This window comes from Desulfosoma sp., from assembly GCA_037481875.1.
Classification (GTDB): Bacteria; Desulfobacterota; Syntrophobacteria; order Syntrophobacterales; family DSM-9756; genus Desulfosoma.
In genome coordinates this window covers 148,230-174,887 of record JBBFKY010000006.1, presented here as the reverse complement: position 1 = coordinate 174,887, position 26,658 = coordinate 148,230, and the positions used below count along the sequence as shown (strand labels likewise).

24 protein-coding genes are annotated in these 26,658 nt (G+C 53.6%); 6 read left to right on the top strand and 18 right to left on the bottom strand.

Annotation, left to right across the window (positions count from 1 at the left end; translation table 11 throughout):
- Positions 1–84 precede the first annotated feature (84 nt).
- The 5 genes from WHS46_10030 (at position 85) to queF (ending at position 6,516) form a co-directional block, all read left to right on the top strand.
- A complete protein-coding gene (locus WHS46_10030) occupies positions 85–1,902 on the top strand; it encodes a penicillin-insensitive murein endopeptidase (GenBank protein ID MEJ5349013.1) in 1,818 nt (605 codons plus the stop codon).
- A 317-nt stretch (positions 1,903–2,219) separates the two neighbouring features.
- A complete protein-coding gene (fusA, locus tag WHS46_10025) occupies positions 2,220–4,304 on the top strand; it encodes an elongation factor G (protein MEJ5349012.1) in 2,085 nt (694 codons plus the stop codon).
- Positions 4,305–4,416: 112 nt separating this feature from the next.
- Complete coding sequence (locus WHS46_10020; protein MEJ5349011.1) at positions 4,417–5,154, top strand: hypothetical protein; 738 nt, start codon at positions 4,417–4,419, stop codon at positions 5,152–5,154.
- A 71-nt stretch (positions 5,155–5,225) separates the two neighbouring features.
- Positions 5,226–5,969, top strand: coding sequence for a hypothetical protein (locus WHS46_10015; GenBank protein ID MEJ5349010.1), 744 nt, complete (start codon positions 5,226–5,228; stop codon positions 5,967–5,969).
- Positions 5,970–6,048: 79 nt separating this feature from the next.
- Positions 6,049–6,516, top strand: coding sequence for a preQ(1) synthase (gene queF / locus WHS46_10010; protein ID MEJ5349009.1), 468 nt, complete (start codon positions 6,049–6,051; stop codon positions 6,514–6,516).
- Positions 6,517–6,540: 24 nt separating this feature from the next.
- On the opposite strand, the gene WHS46_10005 is transcribed toward queF, so the two are convergent.
- The 13 genes from WHS46_10005 to WHS46_09945 form a co-directional block, all read right to left on the bottom strand.
- Complete coding sequence (locus WHS46_10005; protein ID MEJ5349008.1) at positions 6,541–7,899, bottom strand: DUF4340 domain-containing protein; 1,359 nt, start codon at positions 7,897–7,899, stop codon at positions 6,541–6,543.
- Positions 7,896–9,353, bottom strand: a complete 1,458-nt coding sequence (locus WHS46_10000; protein ID MEJ5349007.1) for a Gldg family protein — start codon at positions 9,351–9,353, stop codon at positions 7,896–7,898. The genes WHS46_10005 and WHS46_10000 overlap by 4 nt, the downstream gene beginning before the upstream one ends.
- 38 nt (positions 9,354–9,391) lie before the next feature.
- A complete protein-coding gene (locus tag WHS46_09995; protein MEJ5349006.1) occupies positions 9,392–10,162 on the bottom strand; it encodes an ABC transporter permease in 771 nt (256 codons plus the stop codon).
- Positions 10,159–11,154 carry an ATP-binding cassette domain-containing protein gene (locus WHS46_09990; GenBank protein ID MEJ5349005.1) on the bottom strand — a complete coding sequence of 332 codons (996 nt, stop codon included), beginning with the start codon at positions 11,152–11,154 and terminating at the stop codon, positions 10,159–10,161. Before WHS46_09990 ends, WHS46_09995 begins: the two co-directional genes overlap by 4 nt.
- A 63-nt stretch (positions 11,155–11,217) precedes the next feature.
- Positions 11,218–11,430, bottom strand: coding sequence for a hypothetical protein (locus WHS46_09985; protein ID MEJ5349004.1), 213 nt, complete (start codon positions 11,428–11,430; stop codon positions 11,218–11,220).
- A gap of 43 nt (positions 11,431–11,473) precedes the next feature.
- Complete coding sequence (locus WHS46_09980) at positions 11,474–11,719, bottom strand: hypothetical protein (protein MEJ5349003.1); 246 nt, start codon at positions 11,717–11,719, stop codon at positions 11,474–11,476.
- Between the two features lie 109 nt (positions 11,720–11,828).
- Positions 11,829–12,974 (bottom strand): molecular chaperone DnaJ, encoded by a 1,146-nt coding sequence (dnaJ, locus tag WHS46_09975; GenBank protein ID MEJ5349002.1) that lies wholly within the window; start codon positions 12,972–12,974, stop codon positions 11,829–11,831.
- A 91-nt stretch (positions 12,975–13,065) separates the two neighbouring features.
- A complete protein-coding gene (locus tag WHS46_09970) occupies positions 13,066–13,401 on the bottom strand; it encodes a hypothetical protein (GenBank protein MEJ5349001.1) in 336 nt (111 codons plus the stop codon).
- A gap of 35 nt (positions 13,402–13,436) precedes the next feature.
- Positions 13,437–13,805 carry a DNA-directed RNA polymerase subunit omega gene (rpoZ, locus tag WHS46_09965; GenBank protein MEJ5349000.1) on the bottom strand — a complete coding sequence of 123 codons (369 nt, stop codon included), beginning with the start codon at positions 13,803–13,805 and terminating at the stop codon, positions 13,437–13,439.
- Between the two features lie 142 nt (positions 13,806–13,947).
- Positions 13,948–15,567 carry a chaperonin GroEL gene (groL, locus tag WHS46_09960; protein MEJ5348999.1) on the bottom strand — a complete coding sequence of 540 codons (1,620 nt, stop codon included), beginning with the start codon at positions 15,565–15,567 and terminating at the stop codon, positions 13,948–13,950.
- A 24-nt stretch (positions 15,568–15,591) separates the two neighbouring features.
- A complete protein-coding gene (gene groES / locus WHS46_09955; GenBank protein ID MEJ5348998.1) occupies positions 15,592–15,879 on the bottom strand; it encodes a co-chaperone GroES in 288 nt (95 codons plus the stop codon).
- Between the two features lie 237 nt (positions 15,880–16,116).
- On the bottom strand, positions 16,117–16,635 hold the full coding sequence (locus WHS46_09950; GenBank protein ID MEJ5348997.1) for a cob(I)yrinic acid a,c-diamide adenosyltransferase: 519 nt from the start codon (positions 16,633–16,635) through the stop codon (positions 16,117–16,119).
- Positions 16,636–16,721: 86 nt separating this feature from the next.
- Positions 16,722–19,304 carry a PAS domain S-box protein gene (locus tag WHS46_09945; protein ID MEJ5348996.1) on the bottom strand — a complete coding sequence of 861 codons (2,583 nt, stop codon included), beginning with the start codon at positions 19,302–19,304 and terminating at the stop codon, positions 16,722–16,724.
- Between the two features lie 103 nt (positions 19,305–19,407).
- Here WHS46_09945 and WHS46_09940 point away from each other — a divergent pair, with 103 nt between their 5' ends.
- A complete protein-coding gene (locus WHS46_09940) occupies positions 19,408–20,745 on the top strand; it encodes a UDP-glucose/GDP-mannose dehydrogenase family protein (protein ID MEJ5348995.1) in 1,338 nt (445 codons plus the stop codon).
- A 36-nt stretch (positions 20,746–20,781) separates the two neighbouring features.
- Here WHS46_09940 and mraY read toward each other — a convergent pair whose 3' ends face one another.
- Genes mraY through purD form a run of 5 tightly spaced genes read right to left on the bottom strand, consistent with a single transcriptional unit; the run spans position 20,782 to position 26,587 of the window.
- The gene (gene mraY / locus WHS46_09935) at positions 20,782–21,888 is read right to left on the bottom strand and encodes a phospho-N-acetylmuramoyl-pentapeptide-transferase (GenBank protein ID MEJ5348994.1); all 1,107 of its coding nucleotides are present in this window, start codon (positions 21,886–21,888) and stop codon (positions 20,782–20,784) included.
- Positions 21,885–24,050, bottom strand: a complete 2,166-nt coding sequence (locus WHS46_09930; GenBank protein ID MEJ5348993.1) for a glycosyltransferase — start codon at positions 24,048–24,050, stop codon at positions 21,885–21,887. The genes mraY and WHS46_09930 overlap by 4 nt, the downstream gene beginning before the upstream one ends.
- The gene (locus WHS46_09925) at positions 24,047–24,718 is read right to left on the bottom strand and encodes an L-threonylcarbamoyladenylate synthase (protein MEJ5348992.1); all 672 of its coding nucleotides are present in this window, start codon (positions 24,716–24,718) and stop codon (positions 24,047–24,049) included. The genes WHS46_09930 and WHS46_09925 overlap by 4 nt, the downstream gene beginning before the upstream one ends.
- Complete coding sequence (gene purE / locus WHS46_09920) at positions 24,715–25,239, bottom strand: 5-(carboxyamino)imidazole ribonucleotide mutase (protein ID MEJ5348991.1); 525 nt, start codon at positions 25,237–25,239, stop codon at positions 24,715–24,717. Before purE ends, WHS46_09925 begins: the two co-directional genes overlap by 4 nt.
- A gap of 52 nt (positions 25,240–25,291) precedes the next feature.
- On the bottom strand, positions 25,292–26,587 hold the full coding sequence (gene purD, locus WHS46_09915; GenBank protein ID MEJ5348990.1) for a phosphoribosylamine--glycine ligase: 1,296 nt from the start codon (positions 26,585–26,587) through the stop codon (positions 25,292–25,294).
- Between the last annotated feature and the right edge of the window lie 71 nt (positions 26,588–26,658).

The window sequence follows — 26,658 nt, the reverse complement described above, 5'->3', positions numbered from 1 at the left end:
ATAAGAGGCGACTCGACGCGTAGATAGGTAAACCCCGAGTCAAGGAGGGACATCCTGGAACGGTCAGCCCACTTTAGGAAAGGCATGAGTTCCGCCGGCCAACACCCATTTCAGGCGCGCCGGCGTTGGTTTGTCAACCTCTTTGCAACCGCGGCCACCCTGTGCACCTGTCTCGCATGGACTTCCTGCTCAGAAGCCCTCACCGTTTCCATCGGAGAACCTTATCGCGGTCGTCTGGTTAACGGTATCCCCTTCCCCTTGGACATGGGGGGATACAAGGTTCGGGATCCGGAGTTATCCTACGCCACCCCTGAACTGATCGGGAGCCTTTTGGACGCCATTGAAGTTGTTCGGGAGAGGTATCCCAACACTGTAGATCTTTTCATCGGTGATTTCTCGGCCGCCGATGGAGGACGTCTGAAGGGCCACAAGTCCCATCAAAACGGGCGGGATGTGGACCTGGGCATGTATGCTCTCGGAAACCAGCCTCTAGACCAGTTCATTCCCATGCATGCCGGGAACCTGGATGTGCCCAAGACATGGACACTCATCGAAGGCCTGATCCGCACGGGACGGGTTCAGTACCTTTTCGTGGATCGAAGAATTCAGAAAATGCTCTTTGAATATGCTCTATCCCGAGGGTTTGACGAGGATCTTCTGAACCGGCTGTTCAACGATGTGGGTCACGGTTCGGCGGACGCCGCCATTCGCCATGAGCCTCGTCACAACGACCATATTCACGTGCGCTTTGATGCTCCGTGGTCTTCTTTGGCAGCCCAGATAGACCCTTCAGACATCGAAAAAAGAAATATTATCGAACTGGCTCAGGCCGGCTTTCTTCCCAAGAAGGTTCTCTATTATGTAGACAAGCACCAGAGCGATCTGCCGACTCTGGCTCAAAGTTTCGGAGTGCGTCCGGAAGACCTCGCCCGCTGGAATCATCTTCCTGCCCATGCCCGTCTGGCCCCTGGAACACCGTTAGTCTATTATCGTCGTGCCTTTGAACTGGAACCGGTGCACCTTGCGGAAAGCTTAAGACTCCGTCACCTTATCCCTCTTGAACCCGTGCGGGTCGCTTCGGTAGCTTCCTTGCCTCCCGTCGATGTCAGTTCCTGGGTGCGTTCCGAAGTTCCAAAGTCCTATGAAAAGACACACACGGTCCGTCGTGGAGAAACCCTGCAGTCCGTCGCTCGCCTCCATGGGCTTACCCGCGCTCAACTGGCTCGCATGAACAACCTTAACGAAAAGCAGGCTCTGCGACCAGGATCAAAACTCATTGTGGCCCGAACCCACTCCGGCGTGGATAACCTTAACAAATGGGCGTCGTCACCCAGCTCTCGGACTCTGCAAGGCAACCCAAGTGCCGCGGCATCTTCCGAAAAGAGCCTGCAAAAGAGTGCCCGCACCCATGTCGTTCAAAAGGGGGACACGCTTGCTGCCATTGCCAAGAAGTATGGCGTAACTGTGAGCGATCTTCTGGAATGGAACAAGCTTTCCAGCAAAATCAAGCTTACCACCGGCATGTCTCTAACGGTTTCCCCGCCTGAAAAGGAAACCAAGGTCGCACCGCAGCCAGCGTCAAAGACTGCCTCGCAAAAGGAAAATTCCAACACAGCCAAAGAAAAGGCAGCCCCACAAAAAGCTCCCCAGGCGGTCCCCCTGCAGAAAACGACAACGGAAAAAGGAACCTCTTCAAGAGATGCTGCGCAAAACCCCGACACCAAAGCTTCCAACGTCAAGAAAAACCAACCGGCGGTGCATACGGTGGCTCCCGGTGACACCCTCAATGCCATCAGTCGAAAATACAACGTTGAGATGAAAGACATCCTTTCTGCGAACAAAATCAGCGATGCAAAGAAGCTCAAACCCGGACTCAAATTAAAAATTCCCGAACGCTCCTAGCCTAACCTGTCCGGGAACCGGCCCCCAAGGTCTCTAAAGCCGTTTCAGGGTAGGGGCGAGGCGGCGCCTTAGCCCTTCAATCCTGAAACCGTGTTTTTTCTTGGATCGCGGTCGTCCGGTGCGTGATGTGTGGGCGGCATGCCGCACTCCAGTGGGGAAATTCGTTTTTAGACAACCTGATAGGGCTCGACTTTTTTCTTCCCTTTCCGATTAAATTTTGATACCCACGGTCTCCCCCGGCGGGCACGAAGCCTTGTGTGCCCGTTTTTGTTTTCTTTGGGGCGGGAAACCTTTGAAAGGCTTGTCTGGAGAGATTGATGATGAAGGATCTGACGAAGCTAAGAAACATCGGCATCAGCGCTCACATTGATTCGGGAAAAACCACCTTGACGGAGCGTATTCTCTTTTACACTCGGAAAATTCACGCCATTCATGAGGTCAAGGGCAAAGACGGCGTGGGCGCCACCATGGATTCCATGGAACTGGAAAAAGAGCGCGGTATCACCATTCAGTCTGCAGCCACGCATTGCCTGTGGAAAGACCATGCCATCAATATCATCGATACGCCTGGGCATGTGGATTTTACCATTGAAGTGGAACGGGCCTTGAGGGTCTTGGATGGAGCCGTTCTGGTGCTGTGCGGCGTGGGCGGCGTGCAAAGTCAGTCCGTAACTGTAGACCGGCAGATGAGACGTTACAATGTGCCAAGGATCGCCTTTGTGAACAAGTGTGACCGCGCCGGCGCCAACCCGCTCAAGGTGGCTGACCAGCTTCGAGAAAAACTTGGGCATGTGCCTGTTCTGTTGCAGATTCCCTTGGGTTTGGAAGCGGAGCATCAAGGTGTTGTGGACCTGATTCGCATGAAGGCCGTGACTTTTGAAGGTCCCAACGGTGAAGACGTTCGCGAACACGATATCCCTTCAGAATTGCAGGCTCTGGCCCTGGAAAAGCGCGAGGAGATGCTGGACACTCTGTCGCTCTTTTCCGATGAACTCACAGAAGCCATTCTGGAAGAAACGGTTACCGAAGACATCATTCACCAGGCCGTGCGCCAGGCGACTTTGAATCTTCGAATCACCCCCGTTCTTATGGGTTCCGCTTACAAGAACAAGGGTGTGCAGCCGCTGCTGGATGCGGTGCTGCGTTATTTGCCCGGTCCAGCCGATGTGCAGAACACGGCTCTGGACGCGGACCGGGACAACGAAGAAGTCCCCTTGAAATCCAGCCCGGATCTGCCTCTTGTCATGTTGGCCTTTAAACTGGAAGTCACCCGCTACGGTCAATTGACCTATGTGCGTCTTTATCAGGGATCCATCGAGAAAGGTTCCACCATTGTCAACACCCGCACCGGCAAGGTGTCCAAGGTCGGGCGCCTTTGTCGCATGCATGCCGATGAAATGGAAGATATTGAATCCGCTTCCGCCGGCGACATTGTCGCCCTTTTCGGCATCGACTGCGCTTCAGGGGACACCTTTACGGACGGAAGCCGACGTCTGACCATGACTTCCATCTACGTTCCGGAGCCCGTCATTTCCTTGGCTATCAAGCCCAAAGACAAAAAGGCCGAAATGAACCTGAGCAAGGCTCTCACGCGTTTCACCAAGGAAGATCCCACTTTTCGTTCCTATCTGGACGAAGAAACGGGAGAAACCCTCATTTGCGGCATGGGGGAACTGCATCTGGACGTGTATGTGGAGCGCATGCGACGGGAGTACGGGGCCGAGGTGTCCACCGGTCAGCCCAAGGTAGCTTATCGTGAAACCATTACCCAAAAGGCGGATTTCGATTACACCCACAAGAAACAGACGGGAGGTGCAGGGCAATACGGTCGTGTGGCCGGATTCATTGAACCTTTGGAAGAAGGCGATTATGAATTCGTCAACCGCATCACCGGGGGCGTGATTCCTCAGGAATTTATTCCGTCCTGTGACAAGGGATTCCGCGCCTGCCTTAAAAAGGGGTCTCTTGGAGGCTTTCCCGTCACGGGGGTTCGAGTGACGATTCATGACGGCAACACCCATCCTGTGGATTCTTCGGACCTGGCTTTTCAGCAGGCAGCCATCGGAGCCTTCCGCCAAGCGTATGAAAAGGCCAAGCCGCAACTCATGGAACCCCTCATGCGCGTCGTGGTGGAAACCCCTTCCGAATTCCAAGGCGCGGTTCTGGGCACCTTGAACCAACGCCGAGGCATGATTATCAGCACGGCGGAAGACGGCACTTTTTCAAGTATCGAAGCCGAAGTGCCTCTTTCGGAAATGTTCGGCTATTCCACCGTGCTTCGGTCCGCAACCCAAGGCAAGGCGGAATTCACCATGGAATTTGCTCGCTACAGCCCTGTGCCTAAAGGCATCGCCGAGGAGATCATACGAGCACGGAAAGAGGAACTGGGCCGGAAAAACTAACCTGCTTTCTTGACTACCCTTTAACCGGTCTTGTGGGGTAATATGGATTGGCTGGGCCGACATGCAGGGACATGGACCCGTCTCCTCAGACATTATCAAAGGAGTGTTTTTCATGACAGCTTTTGACGGATCATCGTCTTTTCCGGCAGGACTGATTCACTCTTGCCTTGGAGATTCACTGCGTTCCGGGCAAATGGGCGTGCTTCTCGCCCGGGCGGGTGTGGGCAAAACCGCCTGTCTGACCCTTATCGCCCTGGAAGGGCTTGCTCGGAACGAAAAGGTCTTGCACATCTGCATTGACGAACTGCCTGACAAAATCAAGATTTGGTATGAAGAGTTGTATCGAAACTTCAGGAGCACCGTGAAGGACGAAACACTGCTGAAGAACCTCAAAGAAAACATGGTTTCTTCAAGGTTTATCATGTCGTATCTGCATCACACGTTCACTCCGGCCAAGCTGGAGGAAAGTATTCAGAATTTGCGGGACCAGGTGATGTTTCATCCGACTCTGATCGTTTTGGATGGGCTGGACTTTGAGCGGGTTTCCCGCAAGCAACTGGAATCCATTCAACAGACGGCCGAAAACCATGGTGCCGCGGTCTGGTTTTCATGCCGTATTCACCGGCACATCGACATCACCAACGACAAGGGCGTGCCGTACCCGTGCCATGAACTGGATGATCTTTTTCAGGCCATTGTTCTTCTGGAACCGAAAGCGCACGGCATTTCCATGGTTGTTCTGAAACACGGTGAGGACTACCAACCGGCGCATCCGGCTCTGACCATCAACCCTCGGACTTTTCTCGTCACTCAAGCGCAGGAAGGCACGATGGCTCAACGCTCCCTGTAAGCCCGACGTCTTTTTTCTCCTCATGCGTTCATCCAGTCCCTACACAGCCGCCAATCGGGGTGGGAACCAGGATGACACACAGGGGCCCGGGAGGTATTTTGGTGGAAGACGATCTCATCACATGTCTCACGCGACAGGTCAAAGAGGAAGTTCTTGAAAACTACCTGACCCAAAGACGCCTCATCGAGCTGGAAACGGAAGACCTGGAGGCTCAAGCGGAAAAAGTGCGCGCTTTGGCCCAGGAAGTGGGCAAACGCTTCACGCGCCTCGGTTACCTGACCATGGATTCCGAATTGCTGGAACACCTTGCAGGTCTTCTGGAAATCCCTCGGAATTCATACTGGCATGAATGCCTGCAAAAACCTTTTGCCCCCGGTGTGCGATTCATCAAGGTGATCGCCCTGACTCACAAGGGTAAGTTTCGAAAACTGTATTTGGAATCCTACAACCGATTGCTCACCTGGATGGGCAAATACCGGGATGCTTTTAACGACCTGGAGTTGGAAGTGCGGGCTTTGAACATTAATATTCAGGCTTTCCAATCCAATTTCGACCTTTTGACGATTCTCAACTTTCTCAAAAGCCTGGATGTGTGCGGCCTGGAACACAAGCATTTTCTGGGAAGCAACTTTACCGCGGAAGAAATCATGTCCGTAGAGAAAAAACTTTACATTCATCCTCAAAAAATCGAACGATTCCAGCTGCCGTCTCCTCTCGATCTTCCACCGGCATCACTGGTTCAAGAAGATTTAAGCAAGCTGGCCGAAGAGGTGTTTCGCAGGCACCATAACCAAATCAAACGCCTGATACGATGAAGCTTCCGTCTTCAGAAGTCGGGACGCACAGAAACTCGATGCATGGTCAAACTCTTCAAAAAGGCTGAGAGATTCAGAGATGCCTCAAGACGATCTGGACCAACTGACCCTTCTGGGACGCCCCTCACCACTTCCAAAACATCCCGACGAAGCGGTTTTGGAAACCTTTGCCAACCCGCATCCAGACGTGGACTACGTGGTGCGGCTTACAGCCCCCGAATTCACAACCTTATGCCCACTGACGGGTCAACCTGACTTTGCCGTGATCATCGTCGACTATGTGCCTCGAGAAAGGCTCGTGGAAAGCAAATCCTACAAGCTCTTTCTCGGAAGTTTTCGCAATTACGGAACATTTCATGAAGCCTGCACGGTGACCATTCTCAAGAGATTGCAACAGGCCATGAATCCCAAGTATTTGCGTGTGGTGGGCCTTTGGTATGCTCGCGGAGGGATTCCCATCGACGTTGTGGTGGAAACAGGACAGATTCCTCAAGGATGCCGTCCCCTGCCGCTGGAAAAAACCAGCTACAGGGGAGGTCGTGAATAGCCTTTAGCTTTTTTGAACCTTTCTTTATGGGCTTTTCAAGACTTCTCGAAATTTTCTTTCGATTTCTTTGATTTTTTCAGCTTTGACAAGAAAAGCCGTGCCGGAATCGACACAGAGCGGCAGGGTGTCATCCTTGTCATTCGGCTGTCTTTGGAGCCAGGTCAACACGCCGAGCCCCTTGTCCTTTTGGAAAAAGGCCATGCGGTTCATGTCCTGACTTTGTCCGCAAGCTTCCTCAGTGGGAACCTTTTCCTCGTATTCCAAATCCTCCCATTCCCAAAACAGGGGACGAACACGCCAGGATTCCTTGAATCGGCGCCGGGTACCATCGGCTTTCACCTGGACCCACGTGCCGCCGTCTTCAAGGATCAGTTCACCTTTTTCTTCACCCACGTTGTATTCCACACGTGTGACGTCTTTGGAGTTCAAAGCCACGAGGGATCGATCTTCCACATCGCGCACCGTCTTAGGCAGTTCCTTGAAGATGGAGGCATCGACGGTCACCGGAGTCTTGAGCTGGGAACTCAGGGCCACATAGGTTTCCGGTTGATCTTTTTTGCGTCCCAGCTGAATGGATTGTTCGGAACCATCGAAGCCTCGCAGAATCACCTGGACCTCGAAAGCCTCCCCTTGCCATGGAGCCTCTTGACCGGCAGAATCCAAAAAGGTTTTGGCCCGTAACCACCGTAACTGGTTCAGAACGTTTTCCACCTTGGTGTTCTTCACACGCCTTTCAGGCTCTTCCACACAGCGCCATGTCTCTTTATTTTTTTCCTCTCGAACCAGCTCCACACGGCGTCCGTCAGCCCAAGACACTTTGAGGCCTTCAATGTTATCATCGTCAAAGGTCAAAAGATCTCGACGACGAAGATCTTCCGGCGTTTTACTTAAACCCTGTACCTGGCCTGCAGCCACAAGAAAAACAGCATTTTCGTCTTCTTTAACGGCATAGCGGCTTTCCCCTGAAGGGTTTTGGGACCCGAACCGCAGACGATGCCACGTGTCTGCGGAACGAAACCGCACTGTAAGGTGAGGGGCCGCAAGCCCGTAAAGGGCCACGTCCTTGGCGGCTGTGTCCACCTCACGGCTTTTTTCCAATTCCACCAGAACATGAACCAAGGTGTCTACAGCGCCTTGATCGGCTTCGGTGTCGAGGGGCTCTTCCAAAACCCATGTCCCGTCCTTTTTGACCAGGTGCACCCTCGGCTTGCCTTCGGCCTCGAGGAAGAGTTCCTCCACGTTTTCCGCTTTCACCGTATAAAGTTTGTTCTTAACCCTCTCCGCCTCGTCCTTTTCCCGCTTTTTGACGACTTCAAACCAATAATAGTAGCCGCCCAGAACAATCAACACGAGCAGGTAAATGATCGAATGACGCCACTTCATCGCTGCGACCTCCGCACACGGTAAACCCCGAATCCTGCAAGCAACACCATCATAGGAACCGCGACCACGGATGTCCAAAAAACCATTCGAGCTTGGTTTGCCGTGAGCATCAAGGTCTGAGCTTTTTGCTTTCTTGGTTCTATCGTGATGAGGGTTTCCTCATCGGCCAGAAAATGCATCATGTTGAGGAACAAATCCGCATTGCCGGAAACACCGAAATGAGTGTTGTCCACAAAGTCCGAATCCCCAAATGCGACCAGGTATCCCAAGGTCGGCTTGGACTTTAGGGGGTCTTTGTCGCCGGTTTCTTTGTCGAAACCCTGAGTGCCTTCTTCAGCTTTGAAGGATGCCGTCTCTTTGCCGCCAAATTGGCTGATGTCCACGGCCGCCAACACGCCAAGGGACACGGGACCGGGTTTGTCTATGCCTTGTTCAAAACTCGCCTCCCCTCGATAGAGCCGTTCCAGATCCGTTTCCGCCCATGCATTTTCCGATGTGGAGGCTAGGGTCACCAGGGTCACGCCGTTCGGGGGAGGATCGGCGGCGGACACGGACCGTGCCTCGGAGTAAAAGGTAGCCACATTGAACCCTTGTGTGATCTTGTGCGCCCCATAGTGGGTCACGACGGGCATAAGGTAACTGCCTCCAAAGACGCGACTGAGTTTATCGATGATCATGTCGTTTCCGAGAACAATACCGTATTTTTCCAGCAGAGAGCGCACACCGCCGTCTTTTTCGGGATCGAGAAAGAAAACCGCCTTGCCGCCTCGCAGCACATACTCTTCCAAGGACGCCACCTCTTCGGGAAACAGGGTTTTTTCAGGACCCGCCACGATCACCACAGCGGCATCCTCGGGCACCCGAGGCTGCTGCATCAAGTTGAGCGGCTTCACCTGAAAGTTTTCCTTCAGCAATGCTGATTTGGCTGAAGAATATCCCCCTTTGTGCATTTCCTCCGGGGATCGCTCCCCATGCCCCGTGAGAAAATAAATGACCTTGTCCTCGTCCCGGCTAAGTTTAAAAAGCGCGTTGGTCAAAGCCTCTTCATCGGCGCGAGGGGCGATTTCCTTACGTCCCTGACCTTCAACCACCAACACCCCGTAGTCGCGAATTTCGTATTGGCGGGCCAGTTGTGGTTCTCTGTCGGGATCGATGAATTCATAGTGAAGGTTCTTGTTGTAGTAACGGTAGGTTTCCAGCAGGTCCTTAGCACGTGAGGCGTCGGAAGCACCGGAGGCAAAAAAAGCCTTGATGGTCACAGGCTCTTTGATGGACGCCACCACTTTTCGGCTCTGTTCCGATAAACTGAACTGTCCGGTTTCCGTAAGGTCCGCTCGAAGAGGATGTCTTTCGGCAATAAGAGCGACCAGCACCAAAATGGCCAAAAAAACCAAGGTGGAAAAAACCGCGCTGGATCCGTAATGCAGCCGCCGCGATTTTATAGTCTTCGGCATCTTTCAAGGCCTCCATCGTGTCTTGTGGGTTCTTTCGATCAACCACGCCACCGGTAGGATTCGATCTGGCGCACGGTGAGAAAAAGGAAAAAGCTTATAAAGATCCCGTAATAGAGCAGGTCTCGAGAATCCAGCACCCCTTTGGAAAAATTGTCGAAATGGCGAATGATGGAAAGATACTCCGCCAGCCGCACGGATGTGGGCCCCATGATGGAACTCAGCCAGCCGATCACCCAAAAAAGCAACAAGGCGCCGAAGGAGATTACCGCCGCCACGATCTGGTTTCTGGTCAAAGCCGATGAGAACATACCCAACGACAGAAAAGCCGCTCCCATCAAAAACAAACCTGCATAGGCGCATAGCATCACTTTCCAATTGGGATCAGCCAAAAACCCCAACAAGGCCATGGACGGCAGGGTTCCCAGAAGCAAAAGGAACAAGGTCGTGAGCACTCCCGCAAATTTGGCCGCCAACACTCCCTTGTCAGTGACGGGCAGAGTGAAAAGTAGTTCCATGGTGCCTGAACGCCTCTCTTCAGCGTAGGTTCGCATGGTGAGCAAAGGCGCCGTGAGCAAAAGAACGACGGCAAGATCCATCAGCACGGGACGCACCACCATATCCATCAGGTTCATCTGGTGGGCCATAAAAGGGTTTTGGGCGGCTTGAAAGCTCACCATGCTGTAATAAGCCAAAGCCGTATAGAAAAAGTAGCCGTTCAACACGAGAAAGATAAAGGCCACCACGTAAAAGATAGGGGAGGCAAAAAGCACATATAGTTCCTTGCGATAAACGGCCCAAATACCTCTCATGATTCCATCGCCTCCTCATGCTGGGATACCCGAGTTGTTTCGGCGACCACACCCTGTTCCTGCGAGGGTTCTTCTGTCACCAAATGCATAAAGATATCTTCAAGGCTCAAATCCACGGTTTTCAATTCCAAAAGATCCGCGCCGTGCTGCACCACCGTGCGCGCCAAAGCAGGTCGAAGGTCGGCGTGACGATCCGTTTCCACAATGAGCCGTGACGGTTCGCCCCCTTCCACGACAACGTTCAGCACTCCGTCCAAACGACGTAAGGATTCGGCCAATCCCGTGCCATCCCCACAAACCGTCAGATGAACCGTGGCCGACTTTTGCAATTGGGACGTGAGGGCTTGCGGAGCATCCGTGGCCACGATGCGGCCCTTGTTGATAATGAGCACCCTTTGGCAAATTTGAGCCACTTCAGGCAAAATATGGCTGCTCAGCAGCACCGTGTGGTCTTGTCCCAAATCCTGAATGAGTTTTCGAATTTCCACGATCTGGGTGGGATCCAACCCAATGGTGGGTTCATCTAAGATGAGCACCGGGGGGTTTCCCACCAACGCCTGGGCCAATCCCACCCTTTGTCGGTAGCCTTTGGAAAGATTTCCGATGATCCGGTTGCGGACTGCTTCCAAGCCGCACACGGCCACGACCCGTTCCACTTCCTTTGTCATGCTTTTCCAAGGAACCCCTTTGACTTGGGCTACAAAGGAAAGGAACCGACACACCGTCATTTCGTTATATAAAGGAACGTTTTCTGGCAGATATCCAATGCGCCGGCGGACTTCCAAAGAGTTTTCCAGGCAGTCCAAGCCGTCCACCTTGGCGGATCCGGCTGTAGGCGGCATGAAACACGTGAGAATGCGAATGGTGGTGGATTTACCGGCACCATTGGGACCCAAAAACCCTACCACCTCGCCCTTGGCGATTTCAAAACTCACATCCTGAATGGCCGGAACCGTTCCATACCACTTGGTCAAACCTTGGGCTTCAATCATCCTTGTTCACCTCTTTGCACATTCAGGCTCATGAAATGATTCGAGCTATTTAACGCGGCTTGATTAGGCCACATAGATGCGAGCTTCACGCTCTTGTCTGACAGTCTTCGTGCCTACGGAAGTAGCACACACCGCACACAAGTATTCGTGAAGTTCCCCGTCAGGAAGAATCAAAAGAAGGCGACTTCGCACCGGCATGGCCTGCCGACATCGCGGACAATAGAGGGCTGTGGCATGAAAATCTCGGTATTGGGCGGATTGACGGTCACCCCACACGATCGGCACTCCTTACCTCTTGGCCCATAAGCAGCCGCCGGTTTCAGCGGCACACCAAGGACTTGCTGTGGCACCATAAGATCTTATCCGCCAAAACGACACCAAAATCGACGTCTTCAGATTCTTTGGAACCCGTCAAGGCGCAACAATATAGCCACCCAAAATCATTGCCCTGTAGGGACGGATCCATGGATCCGCCCAAAACCAACACCCTGTAGGGGCGAACCATGAGTCCGCCCCACAACTTTTCAGAAAAGCCGCACCCTCTTTTTCCGTCAATCGTCCCCACAGATTCCGCCTCTCACTGTCCTTACCCTTCGGCAACCCGAACGGACGCTCCTACGCGTCCCCCTAGGAAAGGCGGCATCCTCAGCATCGATCTTAACGGTACTCGAACCTTAGCGGGCGGCTTCCCCTGCGACTCGGTTCTTGTCTTGATGTCGCTTGGTCCACGGCCACTTACGACCTTTTTTTTCGGCCTTTTCTTCCTCAATGGCCAGAAATTCCTGAAGAAGCTCTTTTTGGCGGGGCGTGATTTTGGAGGGAATGGTGACATCCACTTGGACAAAGAGGTCGCCTCGTCCGTAACCTCGAAGAGAAGGCACCCCTTCCCCATGAAACTTAAGCACTGTTCCGGGCTGTGTGCCCGGTTCAATCTTGATGATCTTTTCGCCATCCAAAGTCTTCAAGAGAACCTGGTCGCCCAGGATGGCTTGCACGAAAGAGACGGAGATCTTGGCATAGAGGTCGTTGCCGTCCCGTTCAAAAATTTCGTGAGGCCGTACTTTCAGCCGCACGTACAGATCCCCCGCCATACCCCCGCGATAACCGCTTTCGCCTTCACCACGCAAACGGAGCCGTGTTCCGGAATCCACACCCGGCGGCACTTTTACATGCACTTTTTTCACGCATCGGAGTCGTCCTTGCCCGCCACAATCGCGACAAGGGGTTGTGATCACACGGCCGGCGCCATGGCAGCGCGTGCATGTGGTGGCAATACGGAAAAACCCTTGACTTTGCACCACCTGTCCCCGCCCTCGACACAAGGGGCATGTGCTTTCCGAAGATCCCGGCTCCGATCCGTTGCCTCCGCAGCGTTCGCACTGCCGGTACGTATCGATTTCCAAATCCTTTTCGGTGCCAAAAACAGCTTCTTCAAAGGAAATTTCCAGCTCGTAAAGGAGATCGTTTCCAGGTCGAGCGCTGGTTCTCGGCCTTTGAGACGTCCCAAAATTGAAGGAAAAAAACTCCTGAAAGATGTCCCCGAAGGAACTGAAAATATCCTCAAATCCTTGAAAACCTTGAAAGCCGGCCCCACGTAGTCCTTCATGACCGAATTGGTCGTATAATTGACGTTTTTGAGGATCTCGAAGCACTTCGTAAGCTTCCGCCGCTTCCTTGAACCGTTCCTCCGCTTCCTTGTCCCCCGGATTGCGATCGGGGTGGTATTGAAGGGCCAGCTTTCGATAAGCCTTCTTGATTTCTTCTTCGCTGGCGTTGCGAGAAACACCAAGGATCTCGTAATAGTCCCGGGTCGATGCCATCGTCGCCATCACCTGTGTTTGAAAAGCTCTTTAGGGTTTCTTTCAAAGGACGGCAAAACCGAAGGTTCCATAAGCATGGTGGGGCCGCTTGTCAAGCAAGGTGCTGCCGTGCACGCTGTGCATAAAGGTTTTTTCCCAGTGCTTCCGCCCGTTGCGCCAGGATTTCCCACTGTTCAGGGGAAGGATCCTTTTTCAGAAGCCGGTGCAGGCGAACAAAAAGAAAAGCATCCCCTTCCTCTAGGGCCAAGGGCAACAGTCGTTCCAGTTCACTCCTCGCCTGAGCCTTTTCATAAAAATCCACGGCATCGTGAATCAGCCCCGCTTCTTCCAGAGCTCGACCCCGGGAGAGAAGATCGTCCAAAGCCACCGCCGTTCGATTGAGCCATTCCCGCTTTTCCAAACAAGTCATGACGCTCCGGTTTCCCATTCCAGCTTCACTCCATGGGCTTTGACGGCGACGCTTCAATCGAGCTCTTCGTCCTGTTTTCGACTTTCCTCGGCTACGGCCTCTTCCATGGTCTCTTCCAACGACCCGCTCTGAGCCGACTCTTCCAGGACTTCCTGAATCTCTTCGGAACTGGAAGCAATGCGACGACGCCGAGCAAGCTCACCGGTTTGGTCTTCTTGAGCTTCAAGTTCCAGAATGTTCTGGGGTGTCACTTTTCCGGCGGCAATCTCGCGAAGGGCGATGACCACTTCTTTGTTTTTCGGGGCATCGATAAGGGGGGGCGCCCCTTTGCGAAGCTGAAGAACGCGACGGACCGCCAAATGCACCAAGGCGAACCGATTTTCTACTTGTTTGAGGCAATCTTCTACTGTGACGCGAGCCATGGCGGCTCCTCCTTTCATGCTTTTCAGCACGGATTTGGGTGTGCAGCGTTCCGTTGCTTAGCAAAATCGACGCCGAAGGTGCAACAAAAAAGAACCCGGACAGAGTCCGGGTTCTTGGGAGTGCCCAGGAATAGCCCTGGGATTAATACATGTCATCCATGGGCGGGGTCGGGCTTTCCTTCTTTTCCTTGGGTTTTTCGGCGATCATCGCTTCGGTGGTGAGCAGCAGGGACGCGACGCTGGCGGCATTTTGCAGAGCAAAACGCACCACTTTGGTGGGATCGATAACCCCGGCTGCAATCAGGTCTTCATAAATTTCTTTTTCTGCATTGAAGCCAAAGGCTCCTTCACCTTCGCGCACCCTTTCCACCACCACGGAACCTTCATGGCCGGCATTGTCGGCAATCTGGCGCAACGGCGCCTCCAAAGCCTTGCGCACGATGTCCAGGCCGAATTTTTCCTCACCCTCGAGCTTCAGATCTTCCAAGGCCTTTTGGCAGCGCAGCAAGGCCACACCACCACCCGGCACGATGCCTTCTTCCACGGCGGCGCGGGTGGCGTTCAGAGCGTCTTCCACACGGGCCTTCTTTTCCTTCATCTCCGTTTCCGTAGCCGCCCCCACACGAATCACGGCCACGCCACCCACCAGCTTGGCCAAGCGTTCCTGGAGTTTTTCGCGATCATAATCGCTGGTGGTTTCTTCGATCTGCACACGGATCTGCTTGACCCGCGCCTCGATAGCTTCCTTGGATCCAGCCCCATCCACAATCGTGGTGTTGTCTTTGTCCACCACCACACGTTTGGCGGATCCCAAATCCTTCAAGGTCACATTTTCCAACTTGACGCCCAGGTCTTCGGACACCACCTGACCGCCGGTCAAAATGGCAATGTCCTGCAACATGGCCTTGCGACGATCCCCAAAGCCTGGAGCCTTCACGGCGCATACCTTTAAGGTGCCGCGCAGTTTGTTCACCACCAAGGTGGCCAGGGCTTCGCCTTCCACATCCTCGGCAATAATGAGCAGCGGCTTGCCCATCTTGGCGATCTGCTCCAGAATGGGCAGCAAATCCTTCATGCCGCTGATCTTCTTTTCATGGCAGAGGATGTAAGCATCTTCCAGGATCACTTCCATCTTTTCGGGATCGGTGACAAAGTACGGGGAAATATAGCCCCGGTCGAACTGCATACCTTCCACCACATCCAGAGTGGTTTCCATGCCCTTGGCTTCTTCCACCGTGATGACACCTTCTTTGCCGACCTTGTTCATGGCTTCGGCAATGATGTCTCCGATGGTGGCGTCATTGTTGGCGGAAATGGTCCCTACCTGAGCGATTTCCCTCTGGTCCTTGGTGGGCTTGCTCATTTCCTTGAGGGCCTCAACGGCTTTGGCCACCGCCTTTTCAATGCCGCGCTTTAAAGCCATGGGATTATGGCCGGCCGCCACCAACTTGAAACCTTCATGCGCAATGGCCTGCGCCAAAATGGTGGCCGTGGTGGTACCATCTCCCGCCACATCACTGGTCTTGCTGGCCACTTCTTTGACCATTTGCGCGCCCATGTTGAGGAACTTGTCCTCAAGCTCGATTTCCTTGGCGACCGTGACACCATCCTTCGTTACCGTGGGCGATCCAAAGGTTTTCTCAATGACCACATTACGGCCCTTGGGACCCAAAGTCACCTTGACCGCATCGGCCAAGATGTCAACGCCCTTTAAAATCTTGGAACGGGCTTCACCGTAGTATTTGATTTCCTTCGCTGCCATGATGCCTCCTCCTCATCCATGCGATCAGTCGAGAATGGCCAGAATGTCGTCTTCACGCATAATGAGAAGCTCTTCGCCTTCCACCTTGACTTCCGTGCCGGCATACTTGGAAAAGAGCACTCGGTCACCTTCCTTGACCATCAAGGGAACCACATCGCCCTTGTCCAAGAGCTTCCCTTTACCCACGGCCAAAACCTTGCCTTGCTGAGGCTTTTCCTTGGCCGTGTCAGGGATGATGATACCGCCTTGGGTCCGTTCCTCTTCCTCCAAACGTTTGACGATCACTCGGTCATGCAGTGGACGTAACTTCATGGCTTCTCACTCCTTGTAAACCTTGAAATGATGTTAGCACTCGCTTCCGCCGAGTGCTAACATTTCATAAAGATCTTTGAGCCGTATGGCAAGTTCGAAAAAGGAAAATTTCGGGGAAGGAAAAGGAATTTATGAAAAAAGAGGGAAAACGTCGGCCTTTGATCTCTTGGTTTTTTTCGTTTTTTTTCTCTTTCTTTTATGATTTTTTGTGGCACAAGCTTTCATGAACCGGGGCACTCAAGGATGTTTTTCGGCGTATCGGGCCAAGGTGAACAACAGGTCGGCCAAGCGGTTCAGGTAAGCCTGGACGAGCGGGTCTTCCAGCATGCCGGCTTCCTTCATGCCTGCTGCACGGCGTTCGGCGCGCCGCACAACGGTCCGCGCCATGTCCAGAGCGGCGCTGACGGCGTTGGTTCCTGGCAGCACGAAATGCCGCGGAAGAGGCACTTCTCGCTGCAGGTCTTCGATCCATTGTTCCAGCCGATGCACATGGTGGTTTTCCACCTTCCACTTACAGCGTTCTTCGGCGCTGCAGGCCAGTTGAGCTCCAAGAAGGATCAAATCCTCCTGAATGGTGTGCACCAGATGGCGCACCGTGTCATTGGTGCTCAAAGCCTTGGCCAGTCCCAAAACGGAACTGGCCTCATCCAAGGTGCCGTAGGTCTCTGGTCTTAGACTTGCCTTGGAAACCCTTTCCCCGGTCAACAGGCTTGTCTCTCCACCGTCGCCTTTCTTGGAAAATGTAAAAATTTCCACCGTCAACTCCCTTCCCTCATGAGCTACATGATGTGCCCTTGAACCGCACCCGGTCGAACCAATCATCCTGAAGTTCTCACGACGTTTCACGACGATGTCTGGTTCCGGTCATTCTGAGAATCCCCCAGCACGGGAAAAGTGATGGCAAAGATGCTTCCTACACCCAGGGTGCTTTGTACATCCAGCTGGGCGTTATGCAGATGCACCAATTCCTTCACCACAGCCAACCCGATACCGGAACCCCTCACAACCGATCCGCTTGCGTCCACGCGGTAAAAGTCGTCAAAAATGCGCCGCAAATCTTCTTGGGGAATGCCGATCCCCGTATCTTCCACAGCCACACGAAAACGTTCAAGACCTTCCCACGTGCCTCGAACCGTCACATGGCCTCCCGGTCGGTTGTATTTGACCGCGTTGGAAAAGAGATTATGAAAAATGCGCAGCAACTTGTTGTAATCCCCCAGGATTGGAACGGGCTCCAAAGGGATGTCCACGGCAATGGTCAGGCGATTGGTTTGGGCCAAGATTTTGAGAAGGAAAAGGCTTGTTCGAAGAACTTCCTGTAGGTCCACCCTTTCTTGACGCAGGGTCAATTTTCCCGATTTCAGTCGCGTGTAGTCCAGCAATTCATCCACAAGGATCATTTCTCGACTCACGCCGATCAAACAGTAACGAAGGAACTCTTCCTGCCTAGGTGTCAACGGTCCCCATTTGCCTTGAAGCAACTTTTCGAGAAAAGCCCTTACAGGAATGAGGGGTGTGCGTAGATCGTGACTGACTCCGGCCAAAAACTTATCCTTCAACTCATCCAAACTCTTAAGATCCTGGTAGGCCCTTTCCAATTTTTCCAAAAAGCCTTCTCGTTCGCTAACGTCGCGAATCACGCGCACATAGCCGAGCCAATGATCCTTGGCATTTTTGAGGGTGCTTAAGGTGGCCTCGCCTTGAAAGAGGGATCCATCTTTGCGACGCCATTTGACGGTAACGCGGTCTGCTTCTTTCGTGGCCTCCGGAAAAGGCGCCGTTGAAGCTCTGGATTCTTCGGCCATGAGATCAATGATGGAACGCCCCAGAATTTCTTGGCGTGTGTATCCGAAAATACAGGGAAAAGCGGGCTCGTTGACATCCACAATGATTTCTGAAGGATCGGTCACCACAATGGCATCGCGGCTGGTTCGAAACAGGGTTCGGTAGTATTCTTCAGCCGTGCGCAAAGCTTCTTCCGTCGCCTTTCGATCGGTAATATCCCGAATGATGGCGTAGACAAAATTAGGTTCACCGGTGCCTTCGGGAACCACTCCTGCTCGAAGCCATCCCACCTGAACTTTTCCATCCTGACGACAAAAATGGACTTCCCCTTCCCATGGCCCTTGAAGCATGAGCGGCCAGACGGTGTTTTCAAATCGTTCTCGATCCACGGTGCAGACTCGGTCGTGAAGTCTCGTGAGGACGATGTCTTCTCGACGTTGAAAACCGAAAAACTCGTAAGCCGAGGGGTTCGCATAAACGAAGCTTCCTTTTGAAGAACACAGAACCACGGCATCCTGAGCATGATGCACCACGGTTTGAAATCTCTTGAGCTTTCGGTGCTGGGTGTTCAGAAACACCACCCCTTGGTTGAACCCGTCGGTCAATTCGGCGATTTCGTCCCCGGACGTCACCGGCACTTGAACATTCCAATGTCCTTGGCTGAATTCGTGAAAAGCCTCCTGAAGACGTCGAAGAGGTTGCATGAGGCGCGAAGCGGCAAGCCAGGCCACCACCAGGGAAAGCAGGACACTCAAGGAGCAAGCCCAGGCCACACCCGAAAGCAGGGCCGAGGAAGGAAGGCCGGCATGGGATGAGGGCACGGCCATGGCAAGAGGCCACCGAACCTTGGGCAAGTGGCTGAATGCCACCAAGATTTCTTGGGCTTCAACCGTTATGGAACCGGGATCCGGCTTTCGAGCGCCCAGAAAGATCTGTCCGAGCCTCACAGCCAAATCCTCTTGAAGTTTCTTGTCCGCCCATGATGCTGACTTGACCACCAGGGTGTCGGCACGGCCCAGTTTGCCTAAAACCACCACGAGGTCGTTGAAAAGTCTTTGAGGCACAGGAGCCGTTTCCGTCAAGGATGACATATCCACAACAAAGGTCCAAGGGCTCCCCCCTTCAATTCGGCTCAACCCCAGCTCCACATACACCTTTCCCGCATCCGCCTGTTCAAAAGCTCGAATGAAACAACCTTTGGGAAAAAGAGCCAAAGGCTCGCATGCCTCTAAAGACGTCGCAAGAAGGCGTTCATCACCATGGCTGAGAAGGATTTGTCCGTTGGTATCTCGATACGCCGTCGCCACGATCCAGGGGAAAGTGTGAAAAAGATGACGGGAAACCGCCAAAAACGACGGCTTTAGGGAGACATCTGTGCCTTGTTCAGGATTTGTCTCTGTATCTGAACGTTTTTGCAAGCCAGGCGCGGCGCATGTTTCCAGCTGACGCAAAGCGTCTTCCAGATTATGTTCCACAAAATGAGCCACGGTAGCGGATGCCGTGGAGAGTTCGTCGATGGTTTTCGACCGAACCAACCGGGTTGCATGCCGAAAGAGAAAGCCGGCCGTGATCGTGAGGCTCACCGCGGTGACGCCCACGATGGCCGCAAAGATTTTCGTCCTTAAAGACCACCGGCGCATGGCTTCGCTCTTCACTTCTCAAACGGCTGTGCTAAAGTGGCGCACGCTAATGTTTGTTAGTTTCTTTCATAAAAAGCTTACAGCATTCGAAGACGAGGAGACAATGAAAATAGCGGTCATCGGGACGGGCTACGTGGGCTTGGTAAGCGGGACCTGTTTTGCGGAATTTGGACATCAGGTCTCCTGCATCGATATTGACATCCAGAAAATTCAGCGACTACGCGAAGGCCAGGTGCCCATCTACGAACCGGGGCTTCAACCCATGGTGGAAAAAAACAGCGCCGCCGGAAGGCTAACCTTTGACTTTGAGTTCGATCCCTATATCGGGGAGGCCGATGTGATCTTTATTGCCGTGGGTACTCCGGCTTCGCGTCGAGGCGACGGCTATGCGGATCTGAGCTATGTGTTCGAGGCAGCTCGAGCCATCGCCCCGCGCCTGAGGGATTACACCGTGGTGGTCAACAAAAGCACGGTGCCCGTGGGAACCGCTCGGCAAGTGGCACGCATCATTGCTCAGGAAAACCCCAAGGCCGATTTCGATGTGGCCAGTAATCCTGAGTTCTTGAGGGAAGGAGCGGCCATCGCTGATTTTATGCGCCCCGACAGGGTTGTTCTCGGCGTGGAAAGCCCTCGAGCCGAGGAAAGGCTTCGAGCCATCTATCGGCCGCTTTATCTGATTGAAACCCCTTTTGTGATCACCACCATTGAAACAGCGGAACTCATCAAATACGCTTCCAACGCCTTTTTGGCCACCAAGATCAGTTTCATTAATGAAATGGCCAACCTATGCGAAGAAGTGGGAGCCGACGTGCATGCCGTGGCCAAAGGCATGGGCCTGGACGGAAGGATCGGGAAAAAGTTCCTGCATCCCGGTCCCGGTTACGGTGGATCCTGTTTTCCAAAGGACACTTTGGCGCTTCTAAGAATTGCGCAGGAACATGGCGTGGCCTGTCGCATCGTAGAAGCGGTGGTGGAAGTCAACGCGGCGCAAAAAGCGCGTATGGTTCGAAAGATTCGTGCCGCTCTGGGCGGCTCGGAGGCAGGAAAAGTCATCGCGGTTCTGGGATTGGCCTTTAAACCGGAAACCGACGACATGCGAGAAGCCCCCGCCTTGACCATTATTCCGGCGCTCATGGAACACGGAGCCATCGTGCGTGCTCACGATCCCCAGGCCATGAAGGAAGCCGCCAAACTGCTTCCGGAAGTCATCTATTGTTCATCCCCATATGAGGCCTGCAAGGGAGCCCACTGTGTGGTTTTATTGACGGAGTGGAACGAGTATCGGGCTTTGGATCTGCCTCGCCTGAAGTCTCTTTTGGCCGAACCCGTTTTTGTGGATCTACGCAACGTGTATGAACCCGACCAGATGAAGGCTCTGGGATTCCGCTATGATTGCGTGGGCCGAAGAGTGCCGGAGTCAAGAAACCCTGGTAGGCATTGAAATCATGCTCGAGTCCCAAGTCTCCTAAGTGGTTTTTCAGCGGATCTTTAGGGTGGCTAAAGCCACAAGGGCCAGAAGACCGGAGATGATCCAAAGTCGAATAACCACTTTGGTTTCTGCGATCCCTCGGTGTTGCAAATCATGGTGAAGAGGCGCTCTGTAAAAAATACGGCGCCCCAGCCATCGAACCCCAATCTTGTCCTGAATCTGACTACTTAAAGCTTCAGCAACGAAAAGCCCCCCGAGAATGGGAAAGAGGAATTCCTGTTTCAGCAGCACCGAAACGACCGCCATCGTCCCTCCGATGGCCAAAGATCCTGTATCCCCCATGAAAATCTGGGCCGGATAGGCGTTGTACCAAAGAAATCCCAAACCCGCTCCGATGAAAGCCGCTCCGAAAACCGTAAGTTCCCCCACACCTTTGAGATAAGGATAAAAAAGGTAGGCGGAATAGATGGTGTTGCCCTGCACGTAAGCAAACACGCCAAGCACGCCCATGACGAACAAGGACGGTGTGATGGCCAACCCGTCCAGGCCGTCGGTGATATTGACGGCATTGGAAACGAAAATGACGAACAGAAAAATGAACAACGCGTAGACGAGAGGATGCAGGGTGAAGAGAGGAACCTTGACAAAAGGAACATAGAGGCGCACAGCCATGTCCTGTCCCACGGGAGATAGGGGACCGACCATGATCCAAGCGAAACCTCCACTGAAAAGGCTCTGCAACGCCAGTTTCGTGCGCTCCGATAATCCTCTGTTTCCGCTTTTTTTGACGATTTTTCGGTAATCATCGGCAAAACCCATGAGAGCATGCCAGAGCATGGCCAGCATAGGCCATTGCAGAAAAGGATTCCGCCAATTACCCCATAGGCCCATGGAAAAGACCACGGCCCCCACAATCAAGACGCCGCCCATGGTGGGCGTACCGCTCTTGTCGTGAGTGGCCAGGCCCGTTTCCCGATGCTGATCCTGAAAACCCTTTCTATGCATGTGCAGGATAAAAGGTCGGCTGAAAACGAACACGAAAGCCGCTCCGGTCAGGGCCGCCATGATCGCCCGAAAGGTAAGGTAATTGATCAGCCTTAAAAAGGAAAAGACCTGCCATGATTCCAGAATCGCATTAGCCAGTTCGTAAATCATGTCTTTTTCCTGACAACAATTCCGGGTTCGGTCTCGTCGGCGGCCCGGCTCATGGAACCGCGACGACGGCACAGCTGCATCACCGCATTGAAGTTTTCTCGAATGACGAAATGGGGACGAAAGTCAGGAGCGGTCAAAATAAATCGGCTCAATTTTTGAGAAAGCTCTTCGCACGGCCAAATCACCTGCCTTTCCATAAGTCGGCGTACGCCCATCAAAGCGGCATTACGCACTTGCCAATGGAAGGCCTCCCCGAGCTTCAAAAGCGCTTCCAGAGCTCGGCCGTCGGTTCCCACTTCCCCCAAAGCCCGTGCCGCTTCCACCTTGACTTCAAAACATCGATCGTCAAGCTTTTTCAGGAGGACCTTGAGCCAGGGTTCCTTCCCCGCCAAATACCTGCCGAAATGAGAAACGGCACGGCACGCCTGAGCCCTCACTTCATAGTAGGGATCTTCCATGGCGGTCATAAGCGCCTGCTCCACCGAAGGGTCCAGACGGTTCAACACCATCAGGGCAGCGATCACGTTGCGGCGAATGAAGCCCACCTGTTTGAAATCACCGCCGAACCAGCGTTCCAGCCTTGAAGCCGGTGTACGATCCAAAAGCATATGAAGCAGTGTGCCTGTTTTTTCTTGATATCGAGTCAATCCGATGAGTTTCACACCCAGGTTGCGCACGGCCCAAGACGGATGCACCAGCAAGGCTGCAGCTCTGTAACGATAATAGGCCAGGTCTTCCGAAATTCCTGAAAGATGCTCGGGATCATAACCCGTGGGATCGGCTTCGTAAACTTTCTGTAAGCGGCGTAAGAGCTGATTGTTGGTGAGGAGAGGGGATAAGGTCTCCAAAGGCTGCGTGCTCCAGCCGTTGTCAAAAGTGCGATCGCCGTAAAGTTCACTCAAAATTCTGGCCGCCGCCTGTTTTCTGAAGAATTGACGGGATTTTTCGGACATTTCCTTGAGGCCGGCCTCATCATCAAGAAGCTCCAAAATCTTGGCCGCCAAAACCTCTCCGTCAATCCGGTCCTGAAGTTCTCCCTTTTCCACCACCGTGTCTTCAAAAAGCACTTCGGCAGCTCGAGCTCGCTTCATAGCTCTCGCATTCATGACCTGATGGTCCCCTGGCAGATTCGCTTTGGGAATCAGCAGGGAGGGCTTGCCCAGCCTGGCCAGTTCATTGAGGCTTCCTGCGCCGCTGCGACAAACGATAAGATCACTCACGGCATAAACTTCGGCGATATTATGAAAGTAGTCCTGGCGATAGTAAAAATCGCCGAAAGAGGCGAGAGTTTCTTCGTCGTAGCGCGCCTTAAGCAGGGCTTCGGTGTCTTGGACGGCGTGGTAGTCTTCCGAAGCGGCCAAGCCCATGCCATGGATCACGAAAATCTTGTCGCGATGCTGGGACAAAACAGCCAAGGCATCCACCACGGCCCGGTTGATGGTGCGGGCTCCTTGAGACCCGCCAAAAATAAAGACCACCTTCCGTCCTTGGGGCAGGGAAAAAGACAGTCTTTGACGAGCTTCCTCCCTCGGAATTTCCAGAATGGAATGGCGTACGGGGTATCCCACCACGCAACCGTTTTTGGGAAAATAGGCGAGGGTTTGAGGAAAAGTGAGGAACACAAGGTCCGCGTAGCGACCGAGAAGCAGGTTCATTTGGCCTGGGACACTGTTCTGTTCATGAAGAAAGATCTTGACCGGCCCGATGCCCAGGGCTTTGAGCACAAGGCCTGCCATCACAATGGGCGCGCTCACGTACCCTCCTGTGGCGATGATCCAATGGGGTCGAAACGTCGCGAGAATCCACAGAGACTGGACAAGCCCCAGTGCCAAGGCCACACCAAAACGCACCAAGGTCAAAGAAGGTCGAAGCCCTGGAAGACCCCGTGAAGACACGAACCGTAAAGGCATGCCCGCCCTTTTCACAATGACGGCTTCCGCCTTGCCCGCCACACCCACGTAGAGAAAACGGGCGTCCGGTTCCCGCTTCTTGACCGCTTCCGCAATGGCCAAAGCCGGATTTACATGGCCTCCAGTCCCGCCGCCCGTGAGCACAACCCGTCTAGGCCCCTGAAGGTCTTTTCGCCACTGTCGAGCGCACCACCATGCAGGGACGGCGAAACCCGTACACAACCCCAATATGGAAATCACCCAATAAATCAAAGTTCCTCCATCGGGCTCACCACAAGCTCACCGTGAAAAAATTCCCGCAGAGCCTCTATGGAAACGGCTCCTTTCCGCAGCACTTGCACAGAATAACGAGTCCCTTCAAAGGCTACGGCCAGGATGGTAGAAGGAGGGGAAGGAGGCAAAGGCCCAATGTCCACAAGACCGTCCACCTCGGTCAGTAAACCGGATGAAAGTTCCGCCGGATTCGATACCACAGCCTCACCGGAAAGGTTCGCGCTGGTGGCTACCACCATCCCCCCACAGGCTTCGGCCAGCAAGAGCGCCACCGGATGGGCACTCACACGCACAGCCAGCGTTCCTTCTTTTGACGTCAGGTGCTGCGGCACGTTCATGGAAGCTTGCAGCACCAAAGTCAGAGGCCCGGGCCAGAAGCGTTTGGCGATGCGATCTAAAGGATTCGACCGCCACTGAACCCATTTTTGAACCGTCTCCACATTGGAGGCAATCAGCGGCAGGGGTTTGTGGAGCGGTCGACCCTTCAACGCATAGATCCTTTCAAGAACAGCGGCGTTACGGGGATCGCCACCCAAACCGTAGACCGTCTCCGTCGGATAAATCACCACGCCGCCACGGCGCAAAAGCTCTTCCAAATCCCTAGGGAGTTCATCAAACGGAGCCATCCATCGCCGCAGCGATTTCATAGAAGTCCCTGAACCCTTACGGAGGCGTCGATCTTTTCGTTTTTGGCCAGAACATCCGCCGCCATGTCCGCCTTGTGGTGTCTCAAAGCTTCCGCCAAGTTTTCGTAGGAAAGAGCCAAAATCTGGACTGCAAACAGAGCGGCGTTTCTAGCCCCGCCTTTCCCGATGGCCATTGTGGCCACAGGAATGCCCGGGGGCATCTGCACCGTGGATAACAAGGCGTCCATGCCTTGAAGAGGGGAAGAGTCCACCGGAACTCCTATAACCGGAAGGATGGTCTTGGAGGCTAAAACGCCTGCCAAATGAGCGGCCCAACCCGCCGCCGCAATGATCACCTTGAGGCCCCTTTCGGCCGCCGTGGCGGCATAGTGCGCCGCACGTTCCGGAGTTCGGTGTGCCGAAAGTACGGCCGCTTCAAAGGGCACATCAAATTTTCGAAGCACCTCAAAAGCCCCTTCCATCACCGGAAGATCTGAATCACTTCCCATCAAGACGCCCACAAGAGGTTTTCTGTCTTCCATGTTTCCCCCAAACAGAATTTGGTAAATCTTTTGTGTCTTCAACCTGTTTTTTTCAATCTCTGCCGATGTCTTTGCGATAATAGATGCCTTCAAATTGAATTTTTTCCATTTCACGATAGGCCACAGCTCTGGCTTCGGCCAAGGTCTCACCAGAACTCACAATACCTAAAACTCTACCGCCCGTGGTGACCAAAGTTCCATCCTCGCTCCATCCTGTGCCTGAGTGGAACACCAGACACCGGGAATCTACCATTTCAAGACCCTGAATGGGCACACCGATTTTGTAGCGATCCGGATAACCCTTATACCAACCTTTCTTACCCTTGGTGCGACCGCTGACAGCTATCAAACATAGGCGGTAATGAGGATCCCACTGCAAGGGCACATTCTGAAGCCGTCCGGCCAGAATGGCTTCGCAGACATCCACCAAATCCGTTTTCAAGCGAGGAAGGATGACCTGAGCTTCAGGATCCCCTAGGCGAATGTTGATTTCCAGGACGTAAGGCGTGATGCTTGAGCCTTCCTGCACCAGCATGAGACCTAGATAGAGGATGCCACGATAAAGGATGCCGTGCTTTTCCCGAATGCCGTGAATCAAAGGCCTGGCAACCCGGCTCATGATGATTTCCACGAGTGCGTCATTCAGCCACGGATGAGGCGAATAGGAACCCATGCCGCCTGTGTTTTTTCCCTGGTCGTCATCATAGGCGCGCTTGTAGTCCTGAGCGGCCACCATGGGAACAAGGCTGTACCCGTCGGAAAAACAGAAAAAGGACAGTTCTCGGCCATAGAGGCGCTTTTCAATGTCCACCCGGGATCCGGCGTCCCCAAAAATTCTAGCTTCCATGATGTCGTGAACGGCCGCTTCCGCTTCAGCCACATCGTTACAGACCAAAGATCCCTTGCCGGCCGCCAACCCGTCGGCCTTGACCACCACCGGGTATCCGACGGAACGCACATAGGCACGGGCTGCGTCAGGATCGGAAAAAACGGCAAATTCCGGCACGGGAATCCCCAAGTCTCGAAGCATAATCTTGGTGTCGCATTTGCTGGACTCCAGCCGACTCGCTCTTCTATTGGGCCCGATAATGGCTAAACCCCGACTTTCAAAAAGGTCCACGATTCCGGCTGAAAGAGGCTTCTCTGGGCCGACAAAGGTCAAATCGATCCCTTCCTTTTGGGCAAAATTCGCAATCTCTTCCGGCTCCTGGGCATCCACGCATTGAGCGATCTGCGAAATGCCGGCGTTGCCATGGGCGACATAAACCTTTTTGACCCGATCGCTTTGCGTAAATTTCCAAGCAATGGCATGATCCCTACCGCCGCTTCCCACCACAAGTATCTTCATAAATCCCTTCCTCACGCGCTCAGGCATCAAGAACACGAAAGCGGGGAAATCCCCGCTTTCGGCACCACGTC